23 protein-coding genes and 2 pseudogenes are annotated in these 20,040 nt (G+C 59.6%); 13 read left to right on the top strand and 12 right to left on the bottom strand.

Annotation, left to right across the window (positions count from 1 at the left end):
- Window positions 1-182 precede the first annotated feature (182 nt).
- Together ACMGF9_RS05830 and ACMGF9_RS05825 are read left to right on the top strand one after the other, a co-directional pair.
- A complete protein-coding gene (locus ACMGF9_RS05830; protein WP_414160592.1) occupies window positions 183-662 on the top strand; it encodes a tetratricopeptide repeat protein in 480 nt (159 codons plus the stop codon).
- A 9-nt stretch (window positions 663-671) separates the two neighbouring features.
- Complete coding sequence (locus ACMGF9_RS05825; RefSeq protein WP_004941740.1) at window positions 672-1,103, top strand: GNAT family N-acetyltransferase; 432 nt, start codon at window positions 672-674, stop codon at window positions 1,101-1,103.
- A 7-nt stretch (window positions 1,104-1,110) separates the two neighbouring features.
- Here the strand turns inward: ACMGF9_RS05825 and ACMGF9_RS05820 are convergent, their stop codons facing one another.
- Entirely contained in the window at window positions 1,111-1,536 is a 426-nt protein-coding gene (locus tag ACMGF9_RS05820) for a GNAT family N-acetyltransferase (RefSeq protein ID WP_015378701.1), read from the bottom strand.
- A gap of 531 nt (window positions 1,537-2,067) precedes the next feature.
- On the opposite strand from ACMGF9_RS05820, the gene ACMGF9_RS05815 reads away from it, so the two are divergent.
- From ACMGF9_RS05815 to ACMGF9_RS05795, 5 genes are all read left to right on the top strand, one after another.
- Window positions 2,068-2,619 carry a LuxR C-terminal-related transcriptional regulator gene (locus ACMGF9_RS05815; RefSeq protein ID WP_015378702.1) on the top strand — a complete coding sequence of 184 codons (552 nt, stop codon included), beginning with the start codon at window positions 2,068-2,070 and terminating at the stop codon, window positions 2,617-2,619.
- A 253-nt stretch (window positions 2,620-2,872) separates the two neighbouring features.
- Window positions 2,873-3,259, top strand: coding sequence for an ArsC family reductase (locus tag ACMGF9_RS05810; protein WP_004941730.1), 387 nt, complete (start codon window positions 2,873-2,875; stop codon window positions 3,257-3,259).
- Window positions 3,256-4,383, top strand: coding sequence for a succinyl-diaminopimelate desuccinylase (gene dapE, locus ACMGF9_RS05805; RefSeq protein ID WP_015378703.1), 1,128 nt, complete (start codon window positions 3,256-3,258; stop codon window positions 4,381-4,383). Before ACMGF9_RS05810 ends, dapE begins: the two co-directional genes overlap by 4 nt.
- The gene (locus ACMGF9_RS05800) at window positions 4,380-5,054 is read left to right on the top strand and encodes a M15 family metallopeptidase (protein ID WP_004941723.1); all 675 of its coding nucleotides are present in this window, start codon (window positions 4,380-4,382) and stop codon (window positions 5,052-5,054) included. The genes dapE and ACMGF9_RS05800 overlap by 4 nt, the downstream gene beginning before the upstream one ends.
- Before the next feature lie 2 nt (window positions 5,055-5,056).
- Window positions 5,057-5,242 (top strand): YpfN family protein, encoded by a 186-nt coding sequence (locus tag ACMGF9_RS05795; protein ID WP_004941720.1) that lies wholly within the window; start codon window positions 5,057-5,059, stop codon window positions 5,240-5,242.
- 30 nt (window positions 5,243-5,272) lie between these two features.
- Here the strand turns inward: ACMGF9_RS05795 and ypfH are convergent, their stop codons facing one another.
- The 6 genes from ypfH to dapA form a co-directional block, all read right to left on the bottom strand.
- Window positions 5,273-5,962, bottom strand: coding sequence for an esterase (gene ypfH, locus ACMGF9_RS05790; RefSeq protein WP_015378704.1), 690 nt, complete (start codon window positions 5,960-5,962; stop codon window positions 5,273-5,275).
- 120 nt (window positions 5,963-6,082) lie between these two features.
- Window positions 6,083-8,095 (bottom strand): tRNA(Met) cytidine acetyltransferase TmcA, encoded by a 2,013-nt coding sequence (locus tag ACMGF9_RS05785; RefSeq protein ID WP_076741114.1) that lies wholly within the window; start codon window positions 8,093-8,095, stop codon window positions 6,083-6,085.
- A 56-nt stretch (window positions 8,096-8,151) separates the two neighbouring features.
- Window positions 8,152-9,021 carry a neutral zinc metallopeptidase gene (locus ACMGF9_RS05780; protein WP_028127776.1) on the bottom strand — a complete coding sequence of 290 codons (870 nt, stop codon included), beginning with the start codon at window positions 9,019-9,021 and terminating at the stop codon, window positions 8,152-8,154.
- Between the two features lie 209 nt (window positions 9,022-9,230).
- Entirely contained in the window at window positions 9,231-9,944 is a 714-nt protein-coding gene (gene purC, locus ACMGF9_RS05775; protein ID WP_004941708.1) for a phosphoribosylaminoimidazolesuccinocarboxamide synthase, read from the bottom strand.
- A gap of 170 nt (window positions 9,945-10,114) precedes the next feature.
- Window positions 10,115-11,167: an outer membrane protein assembly factor BamC gene (bamC, locus tag ACMGF9_RS05770; RefSeq protein WP_015378707.1), complete on the bottom strand. Its 1,053-nt coding sequence runs from the start codon at window positions 11,165-11,167 to the stop codon at window positions 10,115-10,117.
- 16 nt (window positions 11,168-11,183) lie between these two features.
- Window positions 11,184-12,065, bottom strand: coding sequence for a 4-hydroxy-tetrahydrodipicolinate synthase (gene dapA / locus ACMGF9_RS05765; RefSeq protein WP_004941701.1), 882 nt, complete (start codon window positions 12,063-12,065; stop codon window positions 11,184-11,186).
- 110 nt (window positions 12,066-12,175) lie between these two features.
- Here dapA and ACMGF9_RS05760 point away from each other — a divergent pair, with 110 nt between their 5' ends.
- Together ACMGF9_RS05760 and bcp are read left to right on the top strand one after the other, a co-directional pair.
- Window positions 12,176-12,781 (top strand): glycine cleavage system transcriptional repressor, encoded by a 606-nt coding sequence (locus ACMGF9_RS05760; RefSeq protein ID WP_369783268.1) that lies wholly within the window; start codon window positions 12,176-12,178, stop codon window positions 12,779-12,781.
- 2 nt (window positions 12,782-12,783) lie between these two features.
- Window positions 12,784-13,248: a thioredoxin-dependent thiol peroxidase gene (gene bcp / locus ACMGF9_RS05755; protein ID WP_015378709.1), complete on the top strand. Its 465-nt coding sequence runs from the start codon at window positions 12,784-12,786 to the stop codon at window positions 13,246-13,248.
- Window positions 13,249-13,292: 44 nt separating this feature from the next.
- Here bcp and ACMGF9_RS05750 read toward each other — a convergent pair whose 3' ends face one another.
- Complete coding sequence (locus ACMGF9_RS05750; RefSeq protein ID WP_414160589.1) at window positions 13,293-14,369, bottom strand: AI-2E family transporter; 1,077 nt, start codon at window positions 14,367-14,369, stop codon at window positions 13,293-13,295.
- Between the two features lie 852 nt (window positions 14,370-15,221).
- On the opposite strand from ACMGF9_RS05750, the gene ACMGF9_RS05745 reads away from it, so the two are divergent.
- Window positions 15,222-15,437 carry a hypothetical protein gene (locus ACMGF9_RS05745; RefSeq protein WP_004941687.1) on the top strand — a complete coding sequence of 72 codons (216 nt, stop codon included), beginning with the start codon at window positions 15,222-15,224 and terminating at the stop codon, window positions 15,435-15,437.
- 6 nt (window positions 15,438-15,443) lie between these two features.
- Here ACMGF9_RS05745 and ACMGF9_RS05740 read toward each other — a convergent pair.
- A pseudogene (locus ACMGF9_RS05740) lies at window positions 15,444-15,638 on the bottom strand (hypothetical protein); the annotation flags it as partial.
- On the opposite strand from ACMGF9_RS05740, the pseudogene ACMGF9_RS05735 reads away from it, so the two are divergent.
- Together ACMGF9_RS05735 and ACMGF9_RS05730 are read left to right on the top strand one after the other, a co-directional pair.
- Window positions 15,623-16,051, top strand: a pseudogene (locus tag ACMGF9_RS05735) (cupin domain-containing protein); the annotation flags it as partial. The pseudogenes ACMGF9_RS05740 and ACMGF9_RS05735 overlap by 16 nt on opposite strands.
- A gap of 43 nt (window positions 16,052-16,094) precedes the next feature.
- Window positions 16,095-16,547 (top strand): GNAT family N-acetyltransferase, encoded by a 453-nt coding sequence (locus ACMGF9_RS05730; RefSeq protein WP_015378713.1) that lies wholly within the window; start codon window positions 16,095-16,097, stop codon window positions 16,545-16,547.
- Window positions 16,548-16,549: 2 nt separating this feature from the next.
- Here the strand turns inward: ACMGF9_RS05730 and ACMGF9_RS05725 are convergent, their stop codons facing one another.
- Window positions 16,550-17,167: a LysE family translocator gene (locus ACMGF9_RS05725; protein ID WP_021504393.1), complete on the bottom strand. Its 618-nt coding sequence runs from the start codon at window positions 17,165-17,167 to the stop codon at window positions 16,550-16,552.
- Window positions 17,168-17,361: 194 nt separating this feature from the next.
- Here ACMGF9_RS05725 and ACMGF9_RS05720 point away from each other — a divergent pair, with 194 nt between their 5' ends.
- Window positions 17,362-17,823: an Lrp/AsnC family transcriptional regulator gene (locus ACMGF9_RS05720; RefSeq protein ID WP_021504394.1), complete on the top strand. Its 462-nt coding sequence runs from the start codon at window positions 17,362-17,364 to the stop codon at window positions 17,821-17,823.
- 34 nt (window positions 17,824-17,857) lie between these two features.
- On the opposite strand, the gene ACMGF9_RS05715 is transcribed toward ACMGF9_RS05720, so the two are convergent.
- Window positions 17,858-19,066, bottom strand: a complete 1,209-nt coding sequence (locus tag ACMGF9_RS05715) for an NAD(P)/FAD-dependent oxidoreductase (RefSeq protein WP_015378715.1) — start codon at window positions 19,064-19,066, stop codon at window positions 17,858-17,860.
- 164 nt (window positions 19,067-19,230) lie between these two features.
- A complete protein-coding gene (locus ACMGF9_RS05710) occupies window positions 19,231-19,770 on the bottom strand; it encodes an RrF2 family transcriptional regulator (RefSeq protein ID WP_015378716.1) in 540 nt (179 codons plus the stop codon).
- Between the last annotated feature and the right edge of the window lie 270 nt (window positions 19,771-20,040).

The raw sequence follows: 20,040 nt of genomic DNA, 5'->3' as shown, positions 1-20,040 counted from the left end.
ATTCTACGCCTGTTTTTTGACCATGTGAAGGGAAACGGGAACGATGCCGGGCTCGGAAACCGGGCTTAGCGCACATTTTCGTATTTATCTGATCAATGTTCAGTGCAGCTATTCCCTTGTGATATCAATTTCTCCACGATAGCGTGTAAAAGGTATAAAAATACGCCAATGGAGCCCAGATCATGTCCACTTCTTTGTCTCTCTTAGAGTTAAAAACGCAGGGCCGCTATCAAGAGGCGACCGCGCTGGCGCTAAGGCAACTGGCGGCAGAGCCGGAAGCGGCAACGCTGCACTTTCAGCTGGCCTGCCTGTATGACGTACAGGGCCTGGAGCAACAGGCCATTCCCTGTTACCTCGCGGCGTTGGCTCGCGATTTGCCGCCCGCCCAACGCCGCGAGGCCTGGCTGGGTCTCGGCAGCACCTACCGCGCCCTGGGAGAATATTCGGCGTCGCTACGGGCTTTCGACGACGGCCTGGCCGAGTTCCCGCAGGCCAACGAGCTGATGCTGTTTCGCGCCATAGCGCTGTACAACCTGGGTGAAAATAAACGGGCCGTGACCGATCTGTTGCTGCTGCTGGCGGAAACCTCGTCAGACCCCGACATCCGCGGTTATCAACGCGCCATTCGGCACTATGCCGCCGATCTCAGTCTTATCGGTTAGAGGAAAACGATGGAAATTATCACCGACCCGAGTCGCCGCGCCATCGACTGGCAGCGGCTGTGTGAATTGCTGGAGGCCGCCGGGCTGGGCAAGCGCGATCCGCACACCTTGCGGCGCGTTTACCAACACAGCCAGTTTTGCTATTGGGGGTTTATCGGCGACGAGTTGATCGCCACTGCACATGCCATCAGCGATCTGACATCGGTCGCTTACCTGGCGGACGTGGCGATCGATCCGCGTTTTCAGGGACAAGGGCTGGGGCGCAGGTTGATGGATCGGGTGATGCAAGATCTGGCGCCGCTCGGCAAGATTTTCATCTATTCCGTGCCGGAAAAGCTCGCCTTCTATAAAAAGTACGGCTTTCACGATTTGACCACCGGCATGGTGTATGCGGACGGCGCTGCGCTGCAGCGCCTGCAACAAGGGGGCTACGTGCGTTAAATGTGCATCACAAGGTTTTGCTCATAAAGATACGGCGGGTTCCCGGCGGCAAGCAAGGCACTTCACCCATACGCTGCCAGCCATGCCGTTGATAAAAGTCCGGCGCCTGAAAGCTGATGGTGTACAACACGGCGGAAAGGCAACCGCGCCGACGGCCTTCCTGTTCGAAGCGGCGCAACAGTTCGCTGCCCAACCCCGCGCCGCGCAGCGCTTCCGGCAGATAAAAGAGATCGAGAAACAGCAGCCCTAACGATGAGCGTCCGGTAATCCCTCCCAGAACTTCCCCACTGTCGGGATCTCTTACCACCACCGCCAGCGGCAGACGATCGCCGTAGCCGATATGTTGATCGTTAAAACGGTCCAATCCCTCCGCGATACAGGACGTTATTTCCTGCGTTACCCGCTCGGAAATTTCGATATGACATTTTTTCACGCCGGCTCTCCGGATCAATCATCCATGTTCACACTCTGATTACAGCTTAAAACATCGCAGTTTCTTTGTTTAGAATTATCTTTGTCTCAATTTCAACGTTAATTTTTTCATGACCTCATCGCCGACTCTGGTGACGTTCAAAATAAAGCCACTCATCGTGACAAAACCAAGAAAAATCTTAGTTATTAATTCGTTAAGCCCAAACAGCCCCCTTAAATGATCGTCAAAACCGATCATTTTACATATTTTGATAGTCTTAATCTATGTTAATTCCTTTTAATTACCGAGGTATTAATAGAAGATGTCTATTCTATTAACCTTACCTTGCTTAAAAATTCGGTTGAAAAAAAAGATTTACTCTTTATAAATCATGCTAGTATATAACCTCCCCTTCAAAGCTCGCGCCCAGATAACGCTCATTCATTTGCGGCGCAAGAAAAGTTCAACATGCAATTATTTGGATTTTTTCTTTTTTTATGTTTTAAGATAGCCATCCTCACCGGGAAATAAAAAGTAAAGGATTATAATAAAATGGAAATTGATATTTTCAGCGAGTGTGCTTATACCACCGTCGGCATCCGACAACTCATTAACCAAACCTGGGCGGAAAAACGCGCGCCGGCCGGCTTTAGCCGCAGAAGGGTCTGCTTTATCGATGTCACCATCGCCAACTTTGAAGCGCGTTACCGCGATGAATATGCCAACCCCAATACCTACAAAATAATCATTATTACCGACTGCCTGCATGAGATGGTGATTGTCGACAATAAGACCATTATATTATCAAACCTTATATCATTGATCCGCTTCAGCCACCTGATCGGCGACTTATATAAGCGTTACAGTCACTATACCGAGCCGCCGCAACTCTCTCAGCGCGAATCGCATTTTCTCTCGGAGTGGTCAACGGGAAAATCGCTGGCCGACATCAGCAATGCCATGAATATCAGAAATAAAACCGCCAATCATTACAAATCACGAATCATGAAAAAACTCGGCGCCAGCAGGATAAAACCGCTGTTGCATATTACCCGCGTACGGTGTTTGACCGAGCGTTTAAACATAAGAATCAATAAAGAGTAGTTCTCTCTCCCCCGCGCCGCATTGGCGGCAGAACGCGTTCGCCGGCGCCTTTTAACAGCCCCGCCGGCGAAGATAGCCGTTTCATCAATTTGCCAACCTCTCTCCCTGGCGCCCAATCGTCTCTCGCGCGCATCGTTGTCTGGATCTCGCCGCCGCTTTACTGGCATTATCTCTGCTATCGCCGGGCGGCGAGAAGGCCTAAGACCGCGCCCGCCGCTCAGTATCGACTCGACGAGACAGGTAGCTTTACGCCATGGCAAATAAACCGCAACAGACAACGCTGACGATGTACGGCATCAAAAACTGCGACACCATCAAAAAAGCCCGCCGCTGGCTGGAAGATCAGGGCATAGCCTATCATTTTCACGACTACCGCGCCGACGGCTTGACCGAACAGCAACTGCGCGGTTTCGTCGCGCAACTGGGTTGGGAGCCGCTGCTCAATACCCGCGGCACCACCTGGCGCAAGCTGGATGAAGCGCAGCGCAACGCCTGTGATAACGCCGACGCCGCCATCGCGCTGATGCTGGCGCAGCCGGCAATCATTAAACGTCCGCTGCTGGACGACGGCAACGGCCACGCTCTGCTCGGTTTCAACGCCGACGCTTACCAACAATTTATCGCCGAGGTTGCCGTATGACTTGCCCGGTTATCGAACTGGCCCAGCAGTTGATCAAACGCCCTTCCCTCAGCCCGAGTGACGAAGGCTGCCAGCAACTGATGATCGAACGCCTGCAGGCGATCGGCTTCACCGTCGAAGCCATGGACTTCGAAGACACCCAAAACTTCTGGGCCTGGCGCGGCGAAGGGCAAACTCTGGCGTTTGCCGGGCACACCGACGTAGTGCCGACCGGCGATGAAAAACGCTGGGACAACCCGCCGTTTGAACCGGCAATCCGCGACGGCATGCTGTATGGCCGCGGCGCGGCGGACATGAAAGGCTCGTTGGCCGCGATGGTGGTGGCCGCGGAACGCTTTGTCGCCGCCAACCCGAATCACCGGGGCCGCCTGGCATTTCTGATCACTTCGGATGAAGAAGCCAGCGCCACCCACGGCACGGTTAAAGTGGTCGAAGCGCTGATGGCGCGCAACGAGCGGCTGGATTACTGCCTGGTCGGCGAGCCGTCCAGCACCGAACGCGTCGGCGACGTGGTGAAAAACGGCCGTCGCGGCTCCATCACCGCCAACCTGCATATCCACGGCGTACAGGGGCACGTCGCCTATCCGCATCTGGCGGACAACCCGGTGCACCGCGCCATGCCGGCGCTGAATGAACTGGTGGCGATCGAATGGGATCGCGGCAACGAGTTCTTCCCGCCGACCAGCATGCAGATCGCCAACGTGCAGGCCGGCACCGGCAGCAACAACGTGATCCCGGGCGATCTCTACGTGCAGTTCAACTTCCGGTTCAGCACCGAACTCACCGACGCGATGATCAAGCAGCGCGTGGAAGAGCTGCTGGAACGCCACCAGTTGAATTACAGCATCGAATGGCGGCTGTCCGGTCAACCGTTCCTCACCTCGCGCGGCGCGCTGGTTGATGCGGTGGTCAACGCCGTCGAGCACTATTCTGAATTGACGCCGCAGCTGCTGACCACCGGCGGCACCTCCGACGGCCGCTTCATCGCGCAGATGGGCGCGCAGGTGGTGGAACTGGGGCCGGTCAACGCCACCATCCACAAGGTCAACGAATGTGTCAACGCCGCGGATCTGCAGCTGCTGAGCCGCATGTATCAACGCATCATGGAGCAATTGGTCGCATGATCACCGCAGAGATGCTCACCGGCCGTTCGACCGAACACCTGGCGCCGCTGAGCGGCAACCATCGGCTGCAGCCGCAGGCGGTCAATGCCTTCCTGGCGATGCAGCAGGCCGCGCGTGAAGCCGGATTCGATCTCCAGCCCGCCAGCACCTTCCGCGACTTCGACCGCCAGTTGGCGATTTGGAATGGCAAATTCTGCGGCCAGCGGCCAGTATTAGATAAGGACAGTCAACCGATCGACGTCGCGCCGCTGTCCGCCGCCGAACGCTGTGAGGCGATCCTGCGCTGGTCAGCCCTGCCTGGCGCCAGCCGCCATCACTGGGGCAGCGATTTGGACGTGTACGATCCGTCGCTGTTGCCGGAAGGGCAAAAGCTGCAGCTGGAGCCGTGGGAATATGAAGAAGGCGGTTACTTTGCGCCGCTCAACCAGTGGCTGACGGCGCATATGGCCGAGTTCGGTTTCTATCGCCCCTTTACCGAAGACAGCGGCGGCGTGGCGGTGGAGCCGTGGCATCTAAGCTACCGGCCGCTGGCGCAAGAGGCTGAACATTTGCTGACCCCGGCGTTGTTGCTGGCGGCCTGGCAAGACAAGGAGGTCGCCGGTGTCGAATGGCTCGAACGCCATCTGCCCTCGATTTTTTCGCGTTTCATACGCAGTGAAGGAAAGGAGTAGCTATGCAATGGTTAGCTGATTACTGGTGGATTATTCTGCTGGTTCTGGTGGGGATGGTCGTCAGCGGCATCAAGGAACTGCGCCGCGTCGACGTGAAAAGCTATCTGGCCAACAAGCCGGAGATACCGCCGCACCGCGACAACAACGCCCAGTGGGATGACGAAGACGACTGGCCGAAAAAGAAATGACATCAGGGCGCTCATCGGCGCCCTGAGTTTTTAGCGAAAGGCGATCAGCTCGCCGCGCTTGCCGGACAATGCCTCGTCCCAGTAGCGCTGCGGCACGTAATAATGCAGCCTTTCCAGCGCGGCGTTCATCATGCCCTGATTGATCGCATGCCCGACGTTCTCTTCCACGTCGAGCGTGAAATCCACGCCGTTGGCCCGTAACGCTTCCGCCGCCGCGTGAGCGTGTTGCACCGCGATCACCGCGTCCTCTTCACCGTGGATCAAATGCACCACGCTGTCGCCGAAAGCCTGCTCAGGCAACTGGGCGAAACGCCCGCTGAACGCGACCACGCGCCCGGCCAGCCGGGTTTCCGCTTTTAACGCCTCAAGTGCCATGATCGCCCCCTGCGAGAACCCCACCAGAGCAGTGCCGGCATAGCCCACGCCGCTCAGCTGCTGCCAATGACGCACCACGGCCACAAACTGCGGCATCACGTCTGCTATGCGGGCCGCGCGGTTCTCTTCGGTCACGTCCTGTACCGAAAACCACTGGCGCCCGGCGCCGTTGCCAAACGCTTCGGGACCACCGATGCTCACCACCTGGGCCTGAGGAAAGTCTTTGGCGAAGTAGCTGCCGATCTCCCCCATCGCCACCGGGTTGTCGCCGACACCGTGAAACAGCAAGATCAGCTGCGCCGCCGGGGTCGCCGGGCTTTGGACAACGAAATGCTCATGTTTCATCGATGACTCCTTAATAGTAACCAAACCTGGTGTGGCGACAGTCGCCGCCGCACCGCTGACAGTGACTATACGCCGTTGAGAAATCGGGAAAATCGGGTTTTATTGAGCGAGTTATTCAATTTATTGCAACGACTGCGCCCAGTCGCGCCAGTAGCGGCAGTGTTGCGCATTCAACTGTTCCAGCGCCTGCGCCGTTTCGTGCCGCCAGTGGCGCAGCAAGGCTTTCTGGCCGCTTACGCCCGCCTGCTCCACGCAGGCCGCCGGGGATTGCCGCCGTTGCAGATGGCCGCGCAGCGCGGGCAGCGGCAGACTGCTGGCCAACAGCAAACGCTGCAATGCCCCCAGGCTGGCCTCCAGCGACCGATGGGCGAAAGCGAAACCGGCCAGCTCGCGCCAGTCCTCTTCACCGAGCGACGTGTCGCCGTCATCGCCCGGGATCGCCAGCACGAGTTCGATGCGCTGCCGCAGCCAGGGCCAGTCGCGCGCCAGGTGCTTGTGCGCCGCGTGCCGCAGCGCCTCCCCTTGCTCGCTCAGGGGCAAGATAGCCATCGCGGTATAACAGCCGCTGCTGGCCTCCGGCTTGCTGCCGATACGCACCAGCTCGAAACCGCAGGATTGCCAAAAGCGCCACAGCGGCTCGGTATAGCCGAAGCTGACCGACAGGAAGTCCAGCCCCTGCGCCTGGCGGCGTTGCCGCTCGACCAGCTGACGCGCGATACCCTGCCGCCGCAGCGTCGGCAGCGTCGCGATGCGGGTAATGCGCCGTGACCGCAGCGTCGGCGCCCACCACTGGCCGCCATGCGCCGCCAGCGACTGCGCCACCAGGTTGCCGCGCGGCCGGCGGCGGCCGGCCCACACGTCGTGCGCCAACTCGGCGCTCAACCCGCCTTCGTCCGCCAGCCACACGGCACCGACCACCTCCTGTCCGGCCTGCGCCAGCCCGAAATGCATGCCGGGCGCGTCCATCAGCCGGCGTAAGTCCAGCGGCGAGGTGCGGTAATGCGCGCTGCTCAGCAGAGCATAGAAACGCGCCAGCCGCTGCGGATCGGCGCACAGTTCACGCTGCTCCGCCTGGCTATAATCGATCGCCTGGCCATCCACCGGCCAGGCGGGCAGCTCGTTGAACAACAGCGCATTGTCCGTGACCCGTTCCAACGCATCGCCCTGCGCCCAGCGCATCGGCTGTTGCAGACTCAACGCCTGATAGGACGGCAGCCCGGCGCAAAACTTCAGCAGAAAACCGCGGCCGGTGCCTTCATAGCCCTGCACCGTGGTGGTCAGCAACACGCGCGGGAAATAGCCGATCAGCTGTTGCAACAGCGGCGCGGGGATCGCCGCCGCTTCATCCACCAGCAGCCAGCCCACGTCACTGACGTCCCCCTCCCGGCACTGCGCCAGCAAGGCATCGGGCGCCCAAAACTGTGCGCGCCCCTGCGCCCATTCCCCGGCCACCTCTGTGGCGGCGCGGCTCGGCCCGGTGATCCAGCAGGTCAGCGGCGACTGCGCCATCAGCATGCCGGCCAGCGTCGATTTGCCGCGGCCGCGGGCGGCGGTCAGCACCCACACGCCGGACTCGGCCTGCAACAACGCCGTCAAGATCGCCTGTTGTTCCTCGGTCGGCCCGCCATCCGGCGGCTGCCAACCTTCACGCGCCGGCAGCGCGGCCAACGTCAGGGGCTCATCCTGCCGCCAGACAGTCACTTCGCTGTCGTCGGCCAAATGATGCTGCAGATGATGAATGAAATGCGGCGTGGTGATCGGCTGCGGACAATCGCTCCAGCGCAGGCTGTCGCCGTCCGGCAACTGAGGCCATTGCCGCCAGGGCGGCGTCAACAGCAGCAGCCAGCTGCCGGCGCGCAATGCGCCGCACAGCGCCGCCAACGCCTCCACGTCGAGCGACTGACCGGCATCAAACACCGCGTGCAGCCGCTCCTGCCCCAGCAATTGGCGCACCGCGCGGCTCGGCAAAGCCGACAGGCCGGGCGGCGGGTTTTCCCCCACCCACGGCCAGTCGCCCGGCAGCGTCGCCGCCAGCCGCTGCGCCTGTTCGCGGCACCACTCGGGTTCACCGCTGAGCACCAGCAAACGCCGGATGCCCTGCCGCCGCATGAGTTGTTGCGCTGCCTGTAGCATAAGGCTGTATCTCAATCCGAAAAAAATGCCGGAGTCAGGCTCCGGCACTTGAGGCGTTAACGGGATGCAAAGGTGTTGCAGGTATTGGGATCGCCGCTGTCGAAGCCCTGTTTAAACCAGGTGTAGCGCTGCTGCGAAGTGCCGTGGGTGAAGCTGTCCGGCACAACGCGGCCCTGGCTCTGCTGCTGCAACCGGTCGTCGCCAATCGCCTGCGCGGCATTCAACGCCGCCTGCAGGTCACCCTCTTCCAGCATCTGCTGCTTCTCGGCGTATTTGCCCCACACGCCGGCAAAGCAGTCCGCCTGCAGCTCCATTTTCACCGACAGGCGGTTCACTTCCGCCTGGCTGGCGCCTTGCTGCATCTGGCGCACCTTCGGCTCGATGCCCAGCAGGTTCTGCACGTGGTGGCCGACTTCGTGCGCCACCACATAGGCCTGAGCGAAATCACCGCCGGCGCCCAGCTTGGTCTTCATGTCCTGATAGAAAGACAGATCGATATACACCGTTCTGTCGCCCGGGCAGTAGAACGGCCCCATCGCCGCCTGACCGGTGCCGCAGCTGGTGCGCGTTACGCCGCGATACATCACCAGCTTCGGCGGTTGATAGGTTTTGCCCATGCGCTGGAAAATCTCTTTCCAGTTATCCTCGGTCGAAGCCAGCACCACTGAGGTGAATTTGGCCAGCTCATCGTCTTTCGGACTGATGCTGGCGCTCTGTTGTTGACCCTGAGGAGCGACGTTACCGCCGTTCAACAGCGGCGACAGATCGATGCCGTAATAACCGGCCACCAGCACCACTACCAGAATAACGATGCCGCCCTTGCCACCCACCGGCACGCGGAAACCGCCGCCACCGCCGCCCAAACCTGAAGACTGCCCGCGACGATCCTCAACATTGTCACTTTCCCGACGCCCTTGCCAACGCATAAATACACTCCAGATATTTCCCCTGCTCGTTGAAGTTGCGCCGCGATCGTAAGCGCAAAGGCAGCTTCAAGCCTGAGTGGGATAGGTTTTAGTCATCTCACATCCATCATTATAAATGGTCTGCCGCGGAGGAAATGTAGAAATTTTCTGGAAAAACGCAGAATAGCGGGACGATCCGGCCGGATCGCCCCGAATGGCGGTGCCGACGCTTAGTCGAGTTTCACGCCGATGCGGCGCGCCACTTCTTCGTAGGCTTCGATCAGGCCGCCCAGGCTTTGACGGAAACGATCTTTGTCCATCTTGTCCAGGGTGTTTTTGTCCCACAGGCGGCTGCCGTCCGGCGAGAACTCATCGCCCAGCACCACTTCGCCGTTGAACAGACCGAACTCCAGTTTGAAGTCGACCAGGATCAGGCCGGCGTCGTCGAACAGCTGGGTCAACACGTCGTTGGCGCGGTAGCTCAGCTCGCGCATGCGCGCCAGATGCTCTTTGCTCACCCAGCCAAAGGTTTCGCAGTAGGATTCGTTCACCATCGGATCGTGCATGGCGTCGTTTTTCAGGAACAGATCGAACAGCGGCGGGTTCAGCACCAGACCTTCTTCAATGCCCAGACGCTTCACCAACGAACCGGCGGCGCGGTTGCGGATCACGCACTCCACCGGCACCATGTCCAATTTCTTCACCAGCACTTCGTTGTCGGACAGCAGACGCTCCATCTGGGTCGGGATGCCGGCTTCTTCCAGTTTGCTCATGATGAAATGGTTAAACTTGTTGTTCACCATGCCTTTGCGATCGAACTGCTCAATGCGCTGACCATCCAGTGCTGACGTATCGTTGCGGAACTCCAACACCAACAGATCGGGATTCTCGGTGGTGTAAACGGTTTTTGCCTTTCCGCGATACAGCTCAGCTAGCTTTTGCATCTTACTTACTCCAGTGATGTATCCCCGTTGTCTCCCGAGCGCGGCCCGAAATTAGGGGGTATAGAATTGACCTAATGAATTCTTTGGCGTGCCGGACACTATTGTGCCAAACCTGCGACGCAAACGATACCGTATAGACAAAACAAAAAGGGGCCGAAGCCCCTTTTTGATTAGTTAACGCTGGTTTTGCTGAAGGCTGACTGGAATGCCGCCACCAGTGCGTCGTTTTTCGACTGGGTGAGCGGTTTGCCTTTCGGATCGATGAATTGCAGGCTGGTGCGGTTGTTGAGATCGCCGACCTGCAGTTTGTAATCGCCTTCCGTCAGTTCAGGATCCTTGACGCCCAACGCATCCCAATCGCTGCTGCTCAGGGACTTGTAAGTCACGGCGACGGTGCCCTGCGGACGGCTGCGGTCACCCACTTTCATCCCCAGTTTTTCGAGCGCCGGCGGCAGGCGATCCCACACGACAGTGTACGGGCCGCGCACCACCAGCATCGGCAGGCCGGTATCATCGGCACCGCTCTGCACGTCCAGCGCGCCGAAGCGGCTGGCCGTCTGGGAGCTCGCCAGGTTATCCTGCTTGTCCAGGCCTTCGATCAGGGTGTTGATCATCATGCCGTTGTAGCGCTGGATCTCAGACTGATCGGTCACCTGTTCGGTCTTGCCCTGCTGCTGCAGGCCAACGCTTTTCACCACCAGCGCCTGCTGATAGCCCTGCTGCTGCACGCTGATCTGATAACGGCCTTCGTACTGGTTGTCTTCGTCCAGACGGTTCCACTTCACCCAGTCGGTGGTCAGGGTCTGACCGGCGTCCTGACGGGAAGCGATCGCGATGTTCTTCGCCTGCAGCAGGCTGACCACGCGCGACCACAGGTTCTGGTTCTGCGGGCTGTTTTCCAGCAGCAGCGTGCCGCTGTCGCCGGCGTATTGCGCGCGTGAACCGCTCAGCAGCGCCAACGGCTGCACCGGCGGACGAATGTCCAGCTGCTTGCCGACGTTGCCTTGCACCGTTGTGGCCGGCACGTCATAGTTGCCGCTCTGCACCGGCAGGATCATGCCGGACGGCGCGTTCAGCGCCTTGAGCGGAGCCGCGTCGAGGTAGGCCTCGTCGCCGCTGACCTGGCGCTTGTAGCGCTGATCGCTGCTGCAGGCTGCCAGCATCATCACCAATGAGATGCCCACTACTTTTGCTACCGTCGACTTTTGCAATGAATAAGCCATCAAATTTCCCTTAGAGTTACAGCAAGCCGACGCTTTTCAGCGCGCGCTCCACCACCGGGCGGGCGGCTTCGCTCAACGGCGTCATCGGCAGACGCAGCGTATCGGTTGCCATCAATCCCAACGCCTTACAGGCCCACTTCACCGGAATTGGGTTTGCTTCTACAAATAGATCCTGATGCAACGGCATCAAGCGCTGATTTAAGCGGCGCGCTTCGGCAAATTTGCCCTGCGCCGCCAGCGCGCAAAGTTCCGCCATCTCGCGCGCGGCCACGTTGGCCGTCACGGAAATCACCCCTTTGCCGCCCAGTTGCATGAAGTCCAGCCCGCTGGCGTCGTCGCCGCTCAGCAAAATGAAATCTTCATCGTCAACCAGCACTTGGATCTGACTAACGCGACTTAAGTTCCCCGTCGCTTCTTTTACAGCAACAATATTCTTGATTTTCGCCAGCCGAGCGATGGTCGGCGGCAGCATGTCGCAGCCGGTGCGCGAAGGCACGTTATACAGGATCTGCGGCAGTTCGGTGCTCTCGGCGATCGCCTTGAAGTGCTGATACAGCCCTTCCTGCGTCGGCTTATTGTAGTACGGCGTTACCGTCAGGCAGCCCACCACGCCGGTGTTGGCGAAGCGAGTGGTGAGCGCGATGGCTTCGGCGGTGGCGTTGGCGCCGGTGCCGGCGATCACCGGAATGCGGCCGTCGGCCAACTCCAGCGTCTGCAGCACCACGTCAACGTGCTCGTCATGGGCAAGCGTTGCGGACTCGCCGGTGGTCCCTACGGAAACGATCGCCGCGGTGCCACTGGCTACATGATAATCGATCAATTTTTTCAGGCTCGCGCGATCGACAGCACCTTTGTCGTCCATCGGCGTAACCAGTGCAACAATACTTCCCGTAAACATTGGCCGTCCCCTCCACAAACAAGTCACTCATGGTACTTTTGCTGCCTATCCAAAAGCAAGCGCACAACCGCGTTGTAAGCGCTTGGCAGGCGGTTTTTTTTATGTTTACCATGGTAACCCCATTAAGCACGACAGGAAGCGCTATTTTGCCTCAGTCAGACGAACACTATCTCGTGATTACCGCGCTCGGCGCCGACCGCCCCGGTATCGTCAATACCATCACCCGCCACGTCAGCAGTTGCGGATGCAATATCGAAGATAGCCGTCTGGCCATGCTGGGAGAGGAGTTCACGTTCATCATGCTGCTGTCCGGCAGTTGGAACGCCATCACCCTGATCGAATCCACCCTGCCGCAAAAAGGCGCGGAGCTGGATCTGCTGATCGTGATGAAGCGCACAAACTCGCACGAAAGGCCGCCGATGCCGGCCACGGTGTGGGTGCAGGTGGAAGTGAAGGACTCGCCGCACATCATCGAACGCTTTACCGATTTGTTCGACTCCAGCCAGATGAATATCGCCGAACTGGTCTCGCGCACGCAGCCGGCGGACGGCGACCTGCCGCCGCAGCTGTATATCCAAATTACCGCCCACAGCTCCGGCGATCGGGACGCCTCAAATATTGAGCAAGCCTTCCATCGCCTATGTACAGAATTGAACGCGCAAGGCAGTATTAGCGTGGTGAACTATCCACAGCATGACGAGAAAGATGGAGAGTAGTGATGAGCCCATTGAAAGCCGGTGACACAGCGCCGAAATTTAGTTTGCCTGACCAGGACGGTGAGGAAATTAATTTGGCCGACTTCCAGGGACAGCGAGTATTGGTCTATTTCTATCCGAAGGCGATGACGCCGGGCTGCACCGTGCAAGCCTGCGGCCTGCGGGACAACATGGACGAATTAAAAAAGGTCGGCGTCGAAGTGCTGGGCATCAGCACCGACAAACCGGAAAAACTGTCGCGCTTCGCCGAAAAGGAGCTGCTCAACTTCACGCTGTTGTCTGATGAAGATCATCAGGTGTCACAACAGTTTGGCGTGTGGGGCGAGAAAACCTTCATGGGCAAGACCTACGACGGCATTCACCGCATCAGCTTCCTGATCGATGCCAACGGCAAGATTGAAAAAGTGTTTGATGATTTCAAAACCACCAATCACCACGACATCGTTCTGAACTACCTGCAGCAGTAATTCTCACGAAGCGCAGCGGCCTGCTGCGCTTCGTTTCTTCCCTGTCAGTCGGCCTTGTCTTCCACCTCGACCCGCAGTTCATCCGGCCAGGCATGGATCACCGCCTTCACCAGCGTCGCCAGCGGTATGGCGAAAAACACGCCCCAAAAGCCCCACATCCCGCCGAACACGATCACCGACAGGATAATCACCAGCGGATGCAGGTTGACCGCTTCGGAGAACAAAATGGGCACCAACAGGTTGCCGTCCAGCCCCTGCACCACCAGGTAGGCGACGATCAGCGTCCAGAAATCGGCGCCGACGCCCCACTGGAACAGCGCCACCACCACCACCGGTATGGTGACCAGCACCGCGCCGATGTAGGGGATCAGCACCGAGAACCCCACCAGCACCGCCAGCAGCAGCGAGTAGCGCATGTCCAGCACGGCGAACACCAGGTAAGTCGCCACGCCGACAATCACCATCTCCAGCACTTTGCCGCGAATATAGTTGGTGATCTGCTGATTCATCTCGTTCCAGACTTGCCCCGCCAGGCCGCGATTACGCGGCAGCACGCGGCGCACCGCGTTCAGCAGCTGTTCTTTGTCCTTCAGCAGGAAGAACATCATCATCGGTACCAGGATCAGATAGATAGCCAACGTCAGCAGGCCGACCAGCGACGCCAGCGAGAATTTCACCACCGATTCGCCCATGCCGGACAACCGGCTGCGCAGGTCTTCCGCCATCATGTCGATGATGCCGGCATCCACCAGCGCCGGATAACGCTTCGGCAGCGTCGCGGCGAAGTTATAGAACTGATTGAGCATGCCCGGCAGATCGCTCATCAGATTGATGCCTTGCTGCCAGGCGGTCGGCGCGACGACGAACACCAGCAGCATGGCGACGCCCGAGAACACCAGCAGCATGATGCTCGCCGCCCAGGTGCGCGAACAGCCGATGCGCTGCAGGCGCGCGGTCGGCCACTCGAGCAGATACGCCAGCACGATGGCAACCAGCAACGGGGTCAGAATGCCGTGCAAAAAATAGAGAATAAGGAACCCGGCAACCAGGATCACCAGCAGCGCGATGGCCTGAGGATCGGTGAAGCGGCGGCGGTACCACTGTAATAACATCTCCAGCATCAGAGCGGGCTCCTTGAGATTTGGCGGGCGGGCATGGCGATTCCTGTGATGGGCCTGATTAAAGCATAGATAGAACGGGCGCACGCGGGATGTGCAAAGCACTCAGAGTACTCAAAGTTCGCCATACATCAACAGCGATCTGGCTGATTTTATCGCACGGGCAGACGATCGACGCAAAAATCCGCAGACGCGGCGACTGGCTCGATGAGCGGCCCCGAACGGGGCCGCGGAAGATTACAGCGAAGTAGCGACAGAAAGGGGCGAACCGACCGCCAATGCGAACAACAACACACAGCCAATCGCGATCGCCGCCGCCAGATCATTTTTCATTGTCCCGTCCCCTGATGCTTAAACTGGTTATCGTCACGAACTCTGTCGGTTCTACGTTCACGGCCTTTTCCGATGCACGTCATTAAAAACCCCCGCCTAAGCGGGGGAGAAAACGTTCTGGTGCATCAAGTGTTACAAGGAGGTCATGAGGGATTGCTAACCCTAAATGACTATTTCAAGCTAGGATTATTCCCAGAACATGGCAAGCGATCGCGTCGAGGTTATCCGCACTTTGGGATAAACCTCATAAAAAAATCCCGCACGGCAGCGGGATGAAGGGATGATAACGTCATGAATTTTTTATGCGGACAATGAGGCGGCATTGTCGTCATTTGGCGACAATACCGCGCCGGCACGGTGGTCACAAGGGAAATTTGGCCACGGTGAGGAAATCAGAATTTCGCCAATGCCCGCGATCGCGCGCCCGTCAGCATCAACGAAAAAATGGGATTTTCGTCAGACAGCCACCGGGAAAAAACCGGTAGCATGGCCGATATAATCCCAAATGCCGTAGGGGGAAAAATGAACAGCAAACCGTGTGAATTTGATGAAGCCATCTGTCTGGCGATCGGGCGTGGCGTTTGCGAAGTCGTCAAGATAGGAGATGAAATCAGCATCTTCTCCCTGCTGGAAGCCATCGAGAGCTTCATCGAACGGCAGGCGCTCAGCGAAAGCGAAATCGCGGCGGCGGACGACGCGCTGGATTTGATCACCGGTTTGGTTCGCCGCCAGTGCTGACGCCTGTTACGAGGCGCGGCCGATGAGCCGTTGCTCTACCGTGACGCCGGGCATCATTTGCCGTAAACCGGCAATCAATTCGTCGCCCGCCTCGTGCAGCGCCGCCAACGGCATCGCCGGCAGGCTCTCCAGGATGAACCACATCCGCTCGGCCTCGGCGCTCAACCGGGTTCTGACCCCCTGGCGCCAATTCCAGCATCGCCATCCTGTGCAAGCTCGCGGCGGCGCTGGGCCTGTCGGTGGCGGACATCGTCAACGTCACCCGCGCGCCCGCCGTCTACCTGATTGAAAGCCAAGATATTCCCACGCTGTGGCATGGCGATCGCGGCGGCTCGGCACGTTTGCTCGCGGGCACCCAAGGCCCGAACATGATAGAACTGTGGCGGTGGGAAATGGCGCCGGGGGAAGCCTATGCATCGGGCGGCCACCCGACGGGCACCTTCGAGCTGCTGCACGTTGAGCGAGGCGTCTTGAGCCTTGCCGTCGAACAGACCGAGCTCATGATTGCGCCGGGCTGTTCGGCGGTCGCCAAAACGGACGGCCCACATCGGTACGCCAACGAAGGCGAAGACACGCTGATTTTCACCATGACGGTCGCCGAACTGCACGCCTGAACGGCGACCCTGACCTGAACGCTTGCACAGGAGAAGAGCCATCATGACAACCCCTGCCCCACTGGAGTGGCAGCGTGCGGACTATCTCGTCAGCACCGATCCCGCCCTGCTGGATCTCGATGCCATCCACGCTTTTCTGACCCGTTCGTCATGGGCGGAAGGAATCGATAGAGAAACCGTTCGCCAGTCCCTCGCCCACAGCTTGTGTTTCGGTTTGTATCACGGCGCCAGGCAGATCGGTTTCGCCCGGCTGATCACCGATTACGCCACTTTCGGCTATCTGTGCGACGTGTACGTGCTGGAAACATTCCAAAAAAGCGGGCTGGGCCTGTGGCTGGCGGAATGTTGCCAGGCCCATCCGCTGATGGCGACGCTGAGGCGAGTCATGCTGGTCACCAGCACCGCCCCCTGGCTCTATGAGAAAGTGGGCTATTCGGCCATCAACCGCCCCGATTTTGTCTGGCAGATCGCCCGGCCGGACATCTACCGACGGTAATGCTATTTCAGCGCCTGCTCGGCCAGCAGCCCGAGGGCGATGACGATCATCGCCGCGCCGGAGATGCGCCCCACCACCTTTGCGGCCTGCGGACGCGTGCGCAGCACCGACTGCGAACCAAACCCCACCAGCAGATACACCAGGCCGCAGCTGATCAAATGCACGACGCCCAACGCCAGCATCTGCATCGGCACCGACCATTCGGCTCGGGTGTCGGTAAATTGTGGCAGCAGCGCCAGAAACAGCAGAAACACCTTGGGGTTCAGCCCGCTGACGCACACGCCTTTGCCGGCCCAGCGCAGCCAGGAATCAGAACGCTGATCTTCACCGGCGCCGGGCACCGGCGGGTGCAACAGCATGTTGAAACCGATCCACAAGAGGTAAGCCGCCCCCAACAGGGTGAGCGCCGTCAGCGCCAGCGGGTTGCCGACCAGCAGCGCGCCGACGCCCGCCACCACGATCGCAATCATCAACAAATGGCCAAACAGCAAACCGGCGACGGCGGGCACTACCACCCGACCGCGAATACCCGCCGAGATCACATAGGCCCAATCCATACCCGGCGTGATCACCAACAAAATCGACACCGCCCAAAACGCGGCGAACAGAGCGAGCGTCATGCCGGCGCCCTCTCAAACGCACCGCGCCACACCGAACAGAGAACCATTGCGCTTTCCTCGTGGAAGAAGAACGGCCTCCGCCTGCCGCGGGGGCCGTCAAAACCGTTCAACAGATGGCAAGAATATCCTCATGACGTTAAAATGTGCTTTCAATTACTTGCCTTAAATCGGCATAAACGGGGAAATTTTTCCAAATGGATAAGATTGATCGCAAGATTCTTGCTGAATTGCAGACCGACGGCCGGTTGTCGGTGACCGAGCTGGCCGAGCGGATCGGTTTGAGCGTGTCTCCCTGTCACCGCCGGGTGCGGGCATTAGAGGAGTCTGGGGTGATCAGGGGTTACCGCGCCCAACTCGATCCCGGCAGCCTGGGCTATAACTTTTCCGCTCTGGTGTTCGTCACCATGCGCGAAGGCGATCGCCGCGCCGTTGAAACCTTCGAAAACGCCATGGTGGACATTCCCCAGGTGGTGCAAGCACAGCGGTTGTTTGGCGATCCCGACTATCTGCTGCACGTTATCGCCCGCGATCTGCCCGCCTTCCAGCAACTTTACGACGAGAAGCTCTCCGCCCTGCCGGGCGTGCAACGCCTGAGCTCCACGCTGGTGATGAAAACCGTGGTGCCGGAACGCTCGTTCCTGCCGTTGGGAAAATGAGGACGGGAACGTTGCCGCTCCCGTTTTGACGACCTTAAGGCACAATCACGAAATCCGGATTGGCGATGGCGAACAGCGCCTCGCGATCCGCCGCCGGCGGATAAATCCACTGCGTGTTGATCTCCTGCTTAATCTTTTTGCCTTCCTGGCGGGTAAAGCGCACCTGGCGCTGCCAGCCTTCGGTATAGAGCGCGCCCCAGGGCCCCAAATCCAGGCAGGTCACATACTTCGGCTGGCTGTACGGATGCGTCGGCAACCCCGCCAGCTCCGCCGCCGCATTGTGGCCGGCCACGCGGCCAAGGCTCATCGCATGCTGGCAGGTCATCAGGTTGTGATTACCGAGATCGTCGGTCGCCGCCTTCACCGTATCGCCGGTCACGAAAATGCCCGCCGCCGCCGGCGCGCGCAGGAAGGCATCGCCGATCACCCGGCCGCTGCCGTCGCGCTCGCCAGGGATCTGCTCGGTCAGCGGATGCGCCCGCACGCCCGCCGCCAGGATCACCGTGTTGGCAGCGATACGCTCACCGTTCGACAGCATCACTCCCTCAGCGTCGATGGCCGAGACGCGCAGGCCGGCCCGCGCTTCCACGCCGCACTCCGCCAACGCCTGGCGTATCACCGCCCCCGGCTCTGCCCCCATCCCCGCGCCTACTTCCGGCGCGGTATCGACGATCACCACGCGCACGTTCTCGTCTTTGCCCAGCGCATCCCGCAGCCGCTGCGGCATCTCCGCCGCGCTCTCCAGCCCGGTCAGCCCCGCGCCCACTACCACGGCAGTGTTGCGCGCAGGCGTCGAAGGTTTGGCCGCCAGCGCATTGATATGGGCGCCCAAACGCTGAGCGCTTTCCAGCGTATCGACGTTGAAACCGTATTCGGCAAAGCCCGGCACCGCAGGCACGGACAGCCGGCTGCCGGTGGCCCACACCAAACGATCGTAGGCCAACTCAAGGGGTTCCCCCGCCGTCGGCGCCACCGTGAGCGTTTTAGCAGCGGCATCGATACGCTCAACAACCCCGGCCAGGTGCCGCACGCCAACGGCGGCGAGCTGCGCGGAAATGTCCGGGTTCATGTTTTCCAACACCGCTTCATACAGGCGCGGGCGGATGGTGACCGTTGGGGTCGGCGAGACCATGAGCACCTCGATATCGTCATGCTTACCGGCGAGGGTAATGGCGCGCATGGCGGACACGGCGGCCCAAAAACCGGCAAAACCGGAACCGGCAATCACTATTTTTTGCGTCATGAGATGACTCCTTCATACAGGGTTAACCGGGCGATAAGGCGTGCCCGCAGTTTTTTCGGATGAACGATGCCGTTCCGCTCCCGTAGCAGGGTGCAGAAGGCCCGCCCGCCCCTTCCGAGGAGGCGGGAATAAGTGTGTTTGCTTTCTTTAAGGAAAGGCGGAGCTTAGGTCTTGGCGCGCGCCGTTTTGCCGCTGCGCGCGGTGCGTTCCGTCATGCGTTCGTCGAGCCAGAGGTTGACCTCACCGAAGAAGCCTTGCGGCGCTTTGCGGCCAAAGCGGGCCGCGACGTCGCCGAGGGTCTGCGCCGCCAGTGCGTCGCGCATCGCCTTCTCCGCCTGCAGCATCACCGCATGGATAGCGCATTTGCCGGAGACCGCCCAATCCGGCGGGGAATCATCGAACACCGCACAGCGCCCGCGCACCTCCTGGCAATCGAACAGCGGCTTGTGCCCCTCGATGGCGTCGATAATTTCCAGAAAACTGATCTCGTCCGCCGGACGGGCCAGCCGGTAACCGCCGCGCACCCCTTCGCTGGCGGCGACGATCCCCGCCTTTTCCAGCTTGGGAAAAATCTTGGCCAGAAAGCTGGGGGAGATGCCCTGCAGCTCGGCGAGTTCGCGGCTGCTGAGCGCGCGCTGGTTATCGCCGACCAGCCACAGCAGACAGTGGATGCCATATTCAACGCTGGTTGTGATGTACGCCATATGTCCGTTTTCGACCGTCAGTGAATCTTCAATAACGCAGACTATATGAGTCTGCGTTTATCCTGTCAATAAAACACGGATCAACTTTGTCCGCGTTCAATTCAAAATGCATGTCGCCAGCGACGAAAAAGCGCCCTTCAAAATGAAAAATAAAACTTTTTTGCTCGATTCGCGCTCGGCTAACGTTTCCTTGTCGCCTGCGGCTGACTATGATGTGATGGGTGCCGCCGCCGCGGTTTGTGAGCCGCCGCACTTTCGCGCGGATTGCGC

It is taken from the genome of Serratia sp. BNK-23 (assembly GCF_047456145.1).
In the GTDB taxonomy this organism is placed as follows: Bacteria; Pseudomonadota; Gammaproteobacteria; order Enterobacterales; family Enterobacteriaceae; genus Serratia; species Serratia nematodiphila.
Note: the sequence above shows the minus strand (reverse complement) of the source record. Positions and strands in the feature narration are given on the sequence as shown.

What these genes read in the sequence shown, in the direction of transcription:
- ACMGF9_RS05830 (WP_414160592.1), top strand. Translation starts at nt 183, where the DNA reads ATGTCCACTTCTTTGTCTCTCTTAGAGTTAAAAACGCAGGGCCGCTAT.
- ACMGF9_RS05825 (WP_004941740.1), top strand. Translation starts at nt 672, where the DNA reads ATGGAAATTATCACCGACCCGAGTCGCCGCGCCATCGACTGGCAGCGG.
- ACMGF9_RS05815 (WP_015378702.1), top strand. Translation starts at nt 2,068, where the DNA reads ATGGAAATTGATATTTTCAGCGAGTGTGCTTATACCACCGTCGGCATC.
- ACMGF9_RS05810 (WP_004941730.1), top strand. Translation starts at nt 2,873, where the DNA reads ATGGCAAATAAACCGCAACAGACAACGCTGACGATGTACGGCATCAAA.
- dapE (WP_015378703.1), top strand. Translation starts at nt 3,256, where the DNA reads ATGACTTGCCCGGTTATCGAACTGGCCCAGCAGTTGATCAAACGCCCT.
- ACMGF9_RS05800 (WP_004941723.1), top strand. Translation starts at nt 4,380, where the DNA reads ATGATCACCGCAGAGATGCTCACCGGCCGTTCGACCGAACACCTGGCG.
- ACMGF9_RS05795 (WP_004941720.1), top strand. Translation starts at nt 5,057, where the DNA reads ATGCAATGGTTAGCTGATTACTGGTGGATTATTCTGCTGGTTCTGGTG.
- ypfH (WP_015378704.1), bottom strand. Translation starts at nt 5,962, where the DNA reads ATGAAACATGAGCATTTCGTTGTCCAAAGCCCGGCGACCCCGGCGGCG.
- ACMGF9_RS05785 (WP_076741114.1), bottom strand. Translation starts at nt 8,095, where the DNA reads ATGCTACAGGCAGCGCAACAACTCATGCGGCGGCAGGGCATCCGGCGT.
- ACMGF9_RS05780 (WP_028127776.1), bottom strand. Translation starts at nt 9,021, where the DNA reads ATGCGTTGGCAAGGGCGTCGGGAAAGTGACAATGTTGAGGATCGTCGC.
- purC (WP_004941708.1), bottom strand. Translation starts at nt 9,944, where the DNA reads ATGCAAAAGCTAGCTGAGCTGTATCGCGGAAAGGCAAAAACCGTTTAC.
- bamC (WP_015378707.1), bottom strand. Translation starts at nt 11,167, where the DNA reads ATGGCTTATTCATTGCAAAAGTCGACGGTAGCAAAAGTAGTGGGCATC.
- dapA (WP_004941701.1), bottom strand. Translation starts at nt 12,065, where the DNA reads ATGTTTACGGGAAGTATTGTTGCACTGGTTACGCCGATGGACGACAAA.
- ACMGF9_RS05760 (WP_369783268.1), top strand. Translation starts at nt 12,176, where the DNA reads ATGGTAACCCCATTAAGCACGACAGGAAGCGCTATTTTGCCTCAGTCA.
- bcp (WP_015378709.1), top strand. Translation starts at nt 12,784, where the DNA reads ATGAGCCCATTGAAAGCCGGTGACACAGCGCCGAAATTTAGTTTGCCT.
- ACMGF9_RS05750 (WP_414160589.1), bottom strand. Translation starts at nt 14,369, where the DNA reads ATGCTGGAGATGTTATTACAGTGGTACCGCCGCCGCTTCACCGATCCT.
- ACMGF9_RS05745 (WP_004941687.1), top strand. Translation starts at nt 15,222, where the DNA reads ATGAACAGCAAACCGTGTGAATTTGATGAAGCCATCTGTCTGGCGATC.
- ACMGF9_RS05730 (WP_015378713.1), top strand. Translation starts at nt 16,095, where the DNA reads ATGACAACCCCTGCCCCACTGGAGTGGCAGCGTGCGGACTATCTCGTC.
- ACMGF9_RS05725 (WP_021504393.1), bottom strand. Translation starts at nt 17,167, where the DNA reads ATGACGCTCGCTCTGTTCGCCGCGTTTTGGGCGGTGTCGATTTTGTTG.
- ACMGF9_RS05720 (WP_021504394.1), top strand. Translation starts at nt 17,362, where the DNA reads ATGGATAAGATTGATCGCAAGATTCTTGCTGAATTGCAGACCGACGGC.
- ACMGF9_RS05715 (WP_015378715.1), bottom strand. Translation starts at nt 19,066, where the DNA reads ATGACGCAAAAAATAGTGATTGCCGGTTCCGGTTTTGCCGGTTTTTGG.
- ACMGF9_RS05710 (WP_015378716.1), bottom strand. Translation starts at nt 19,770, where the DNA reads ATGGCGTACATCACAACCAGCGTTGAATATGGCATCCACTGTCTGCTG.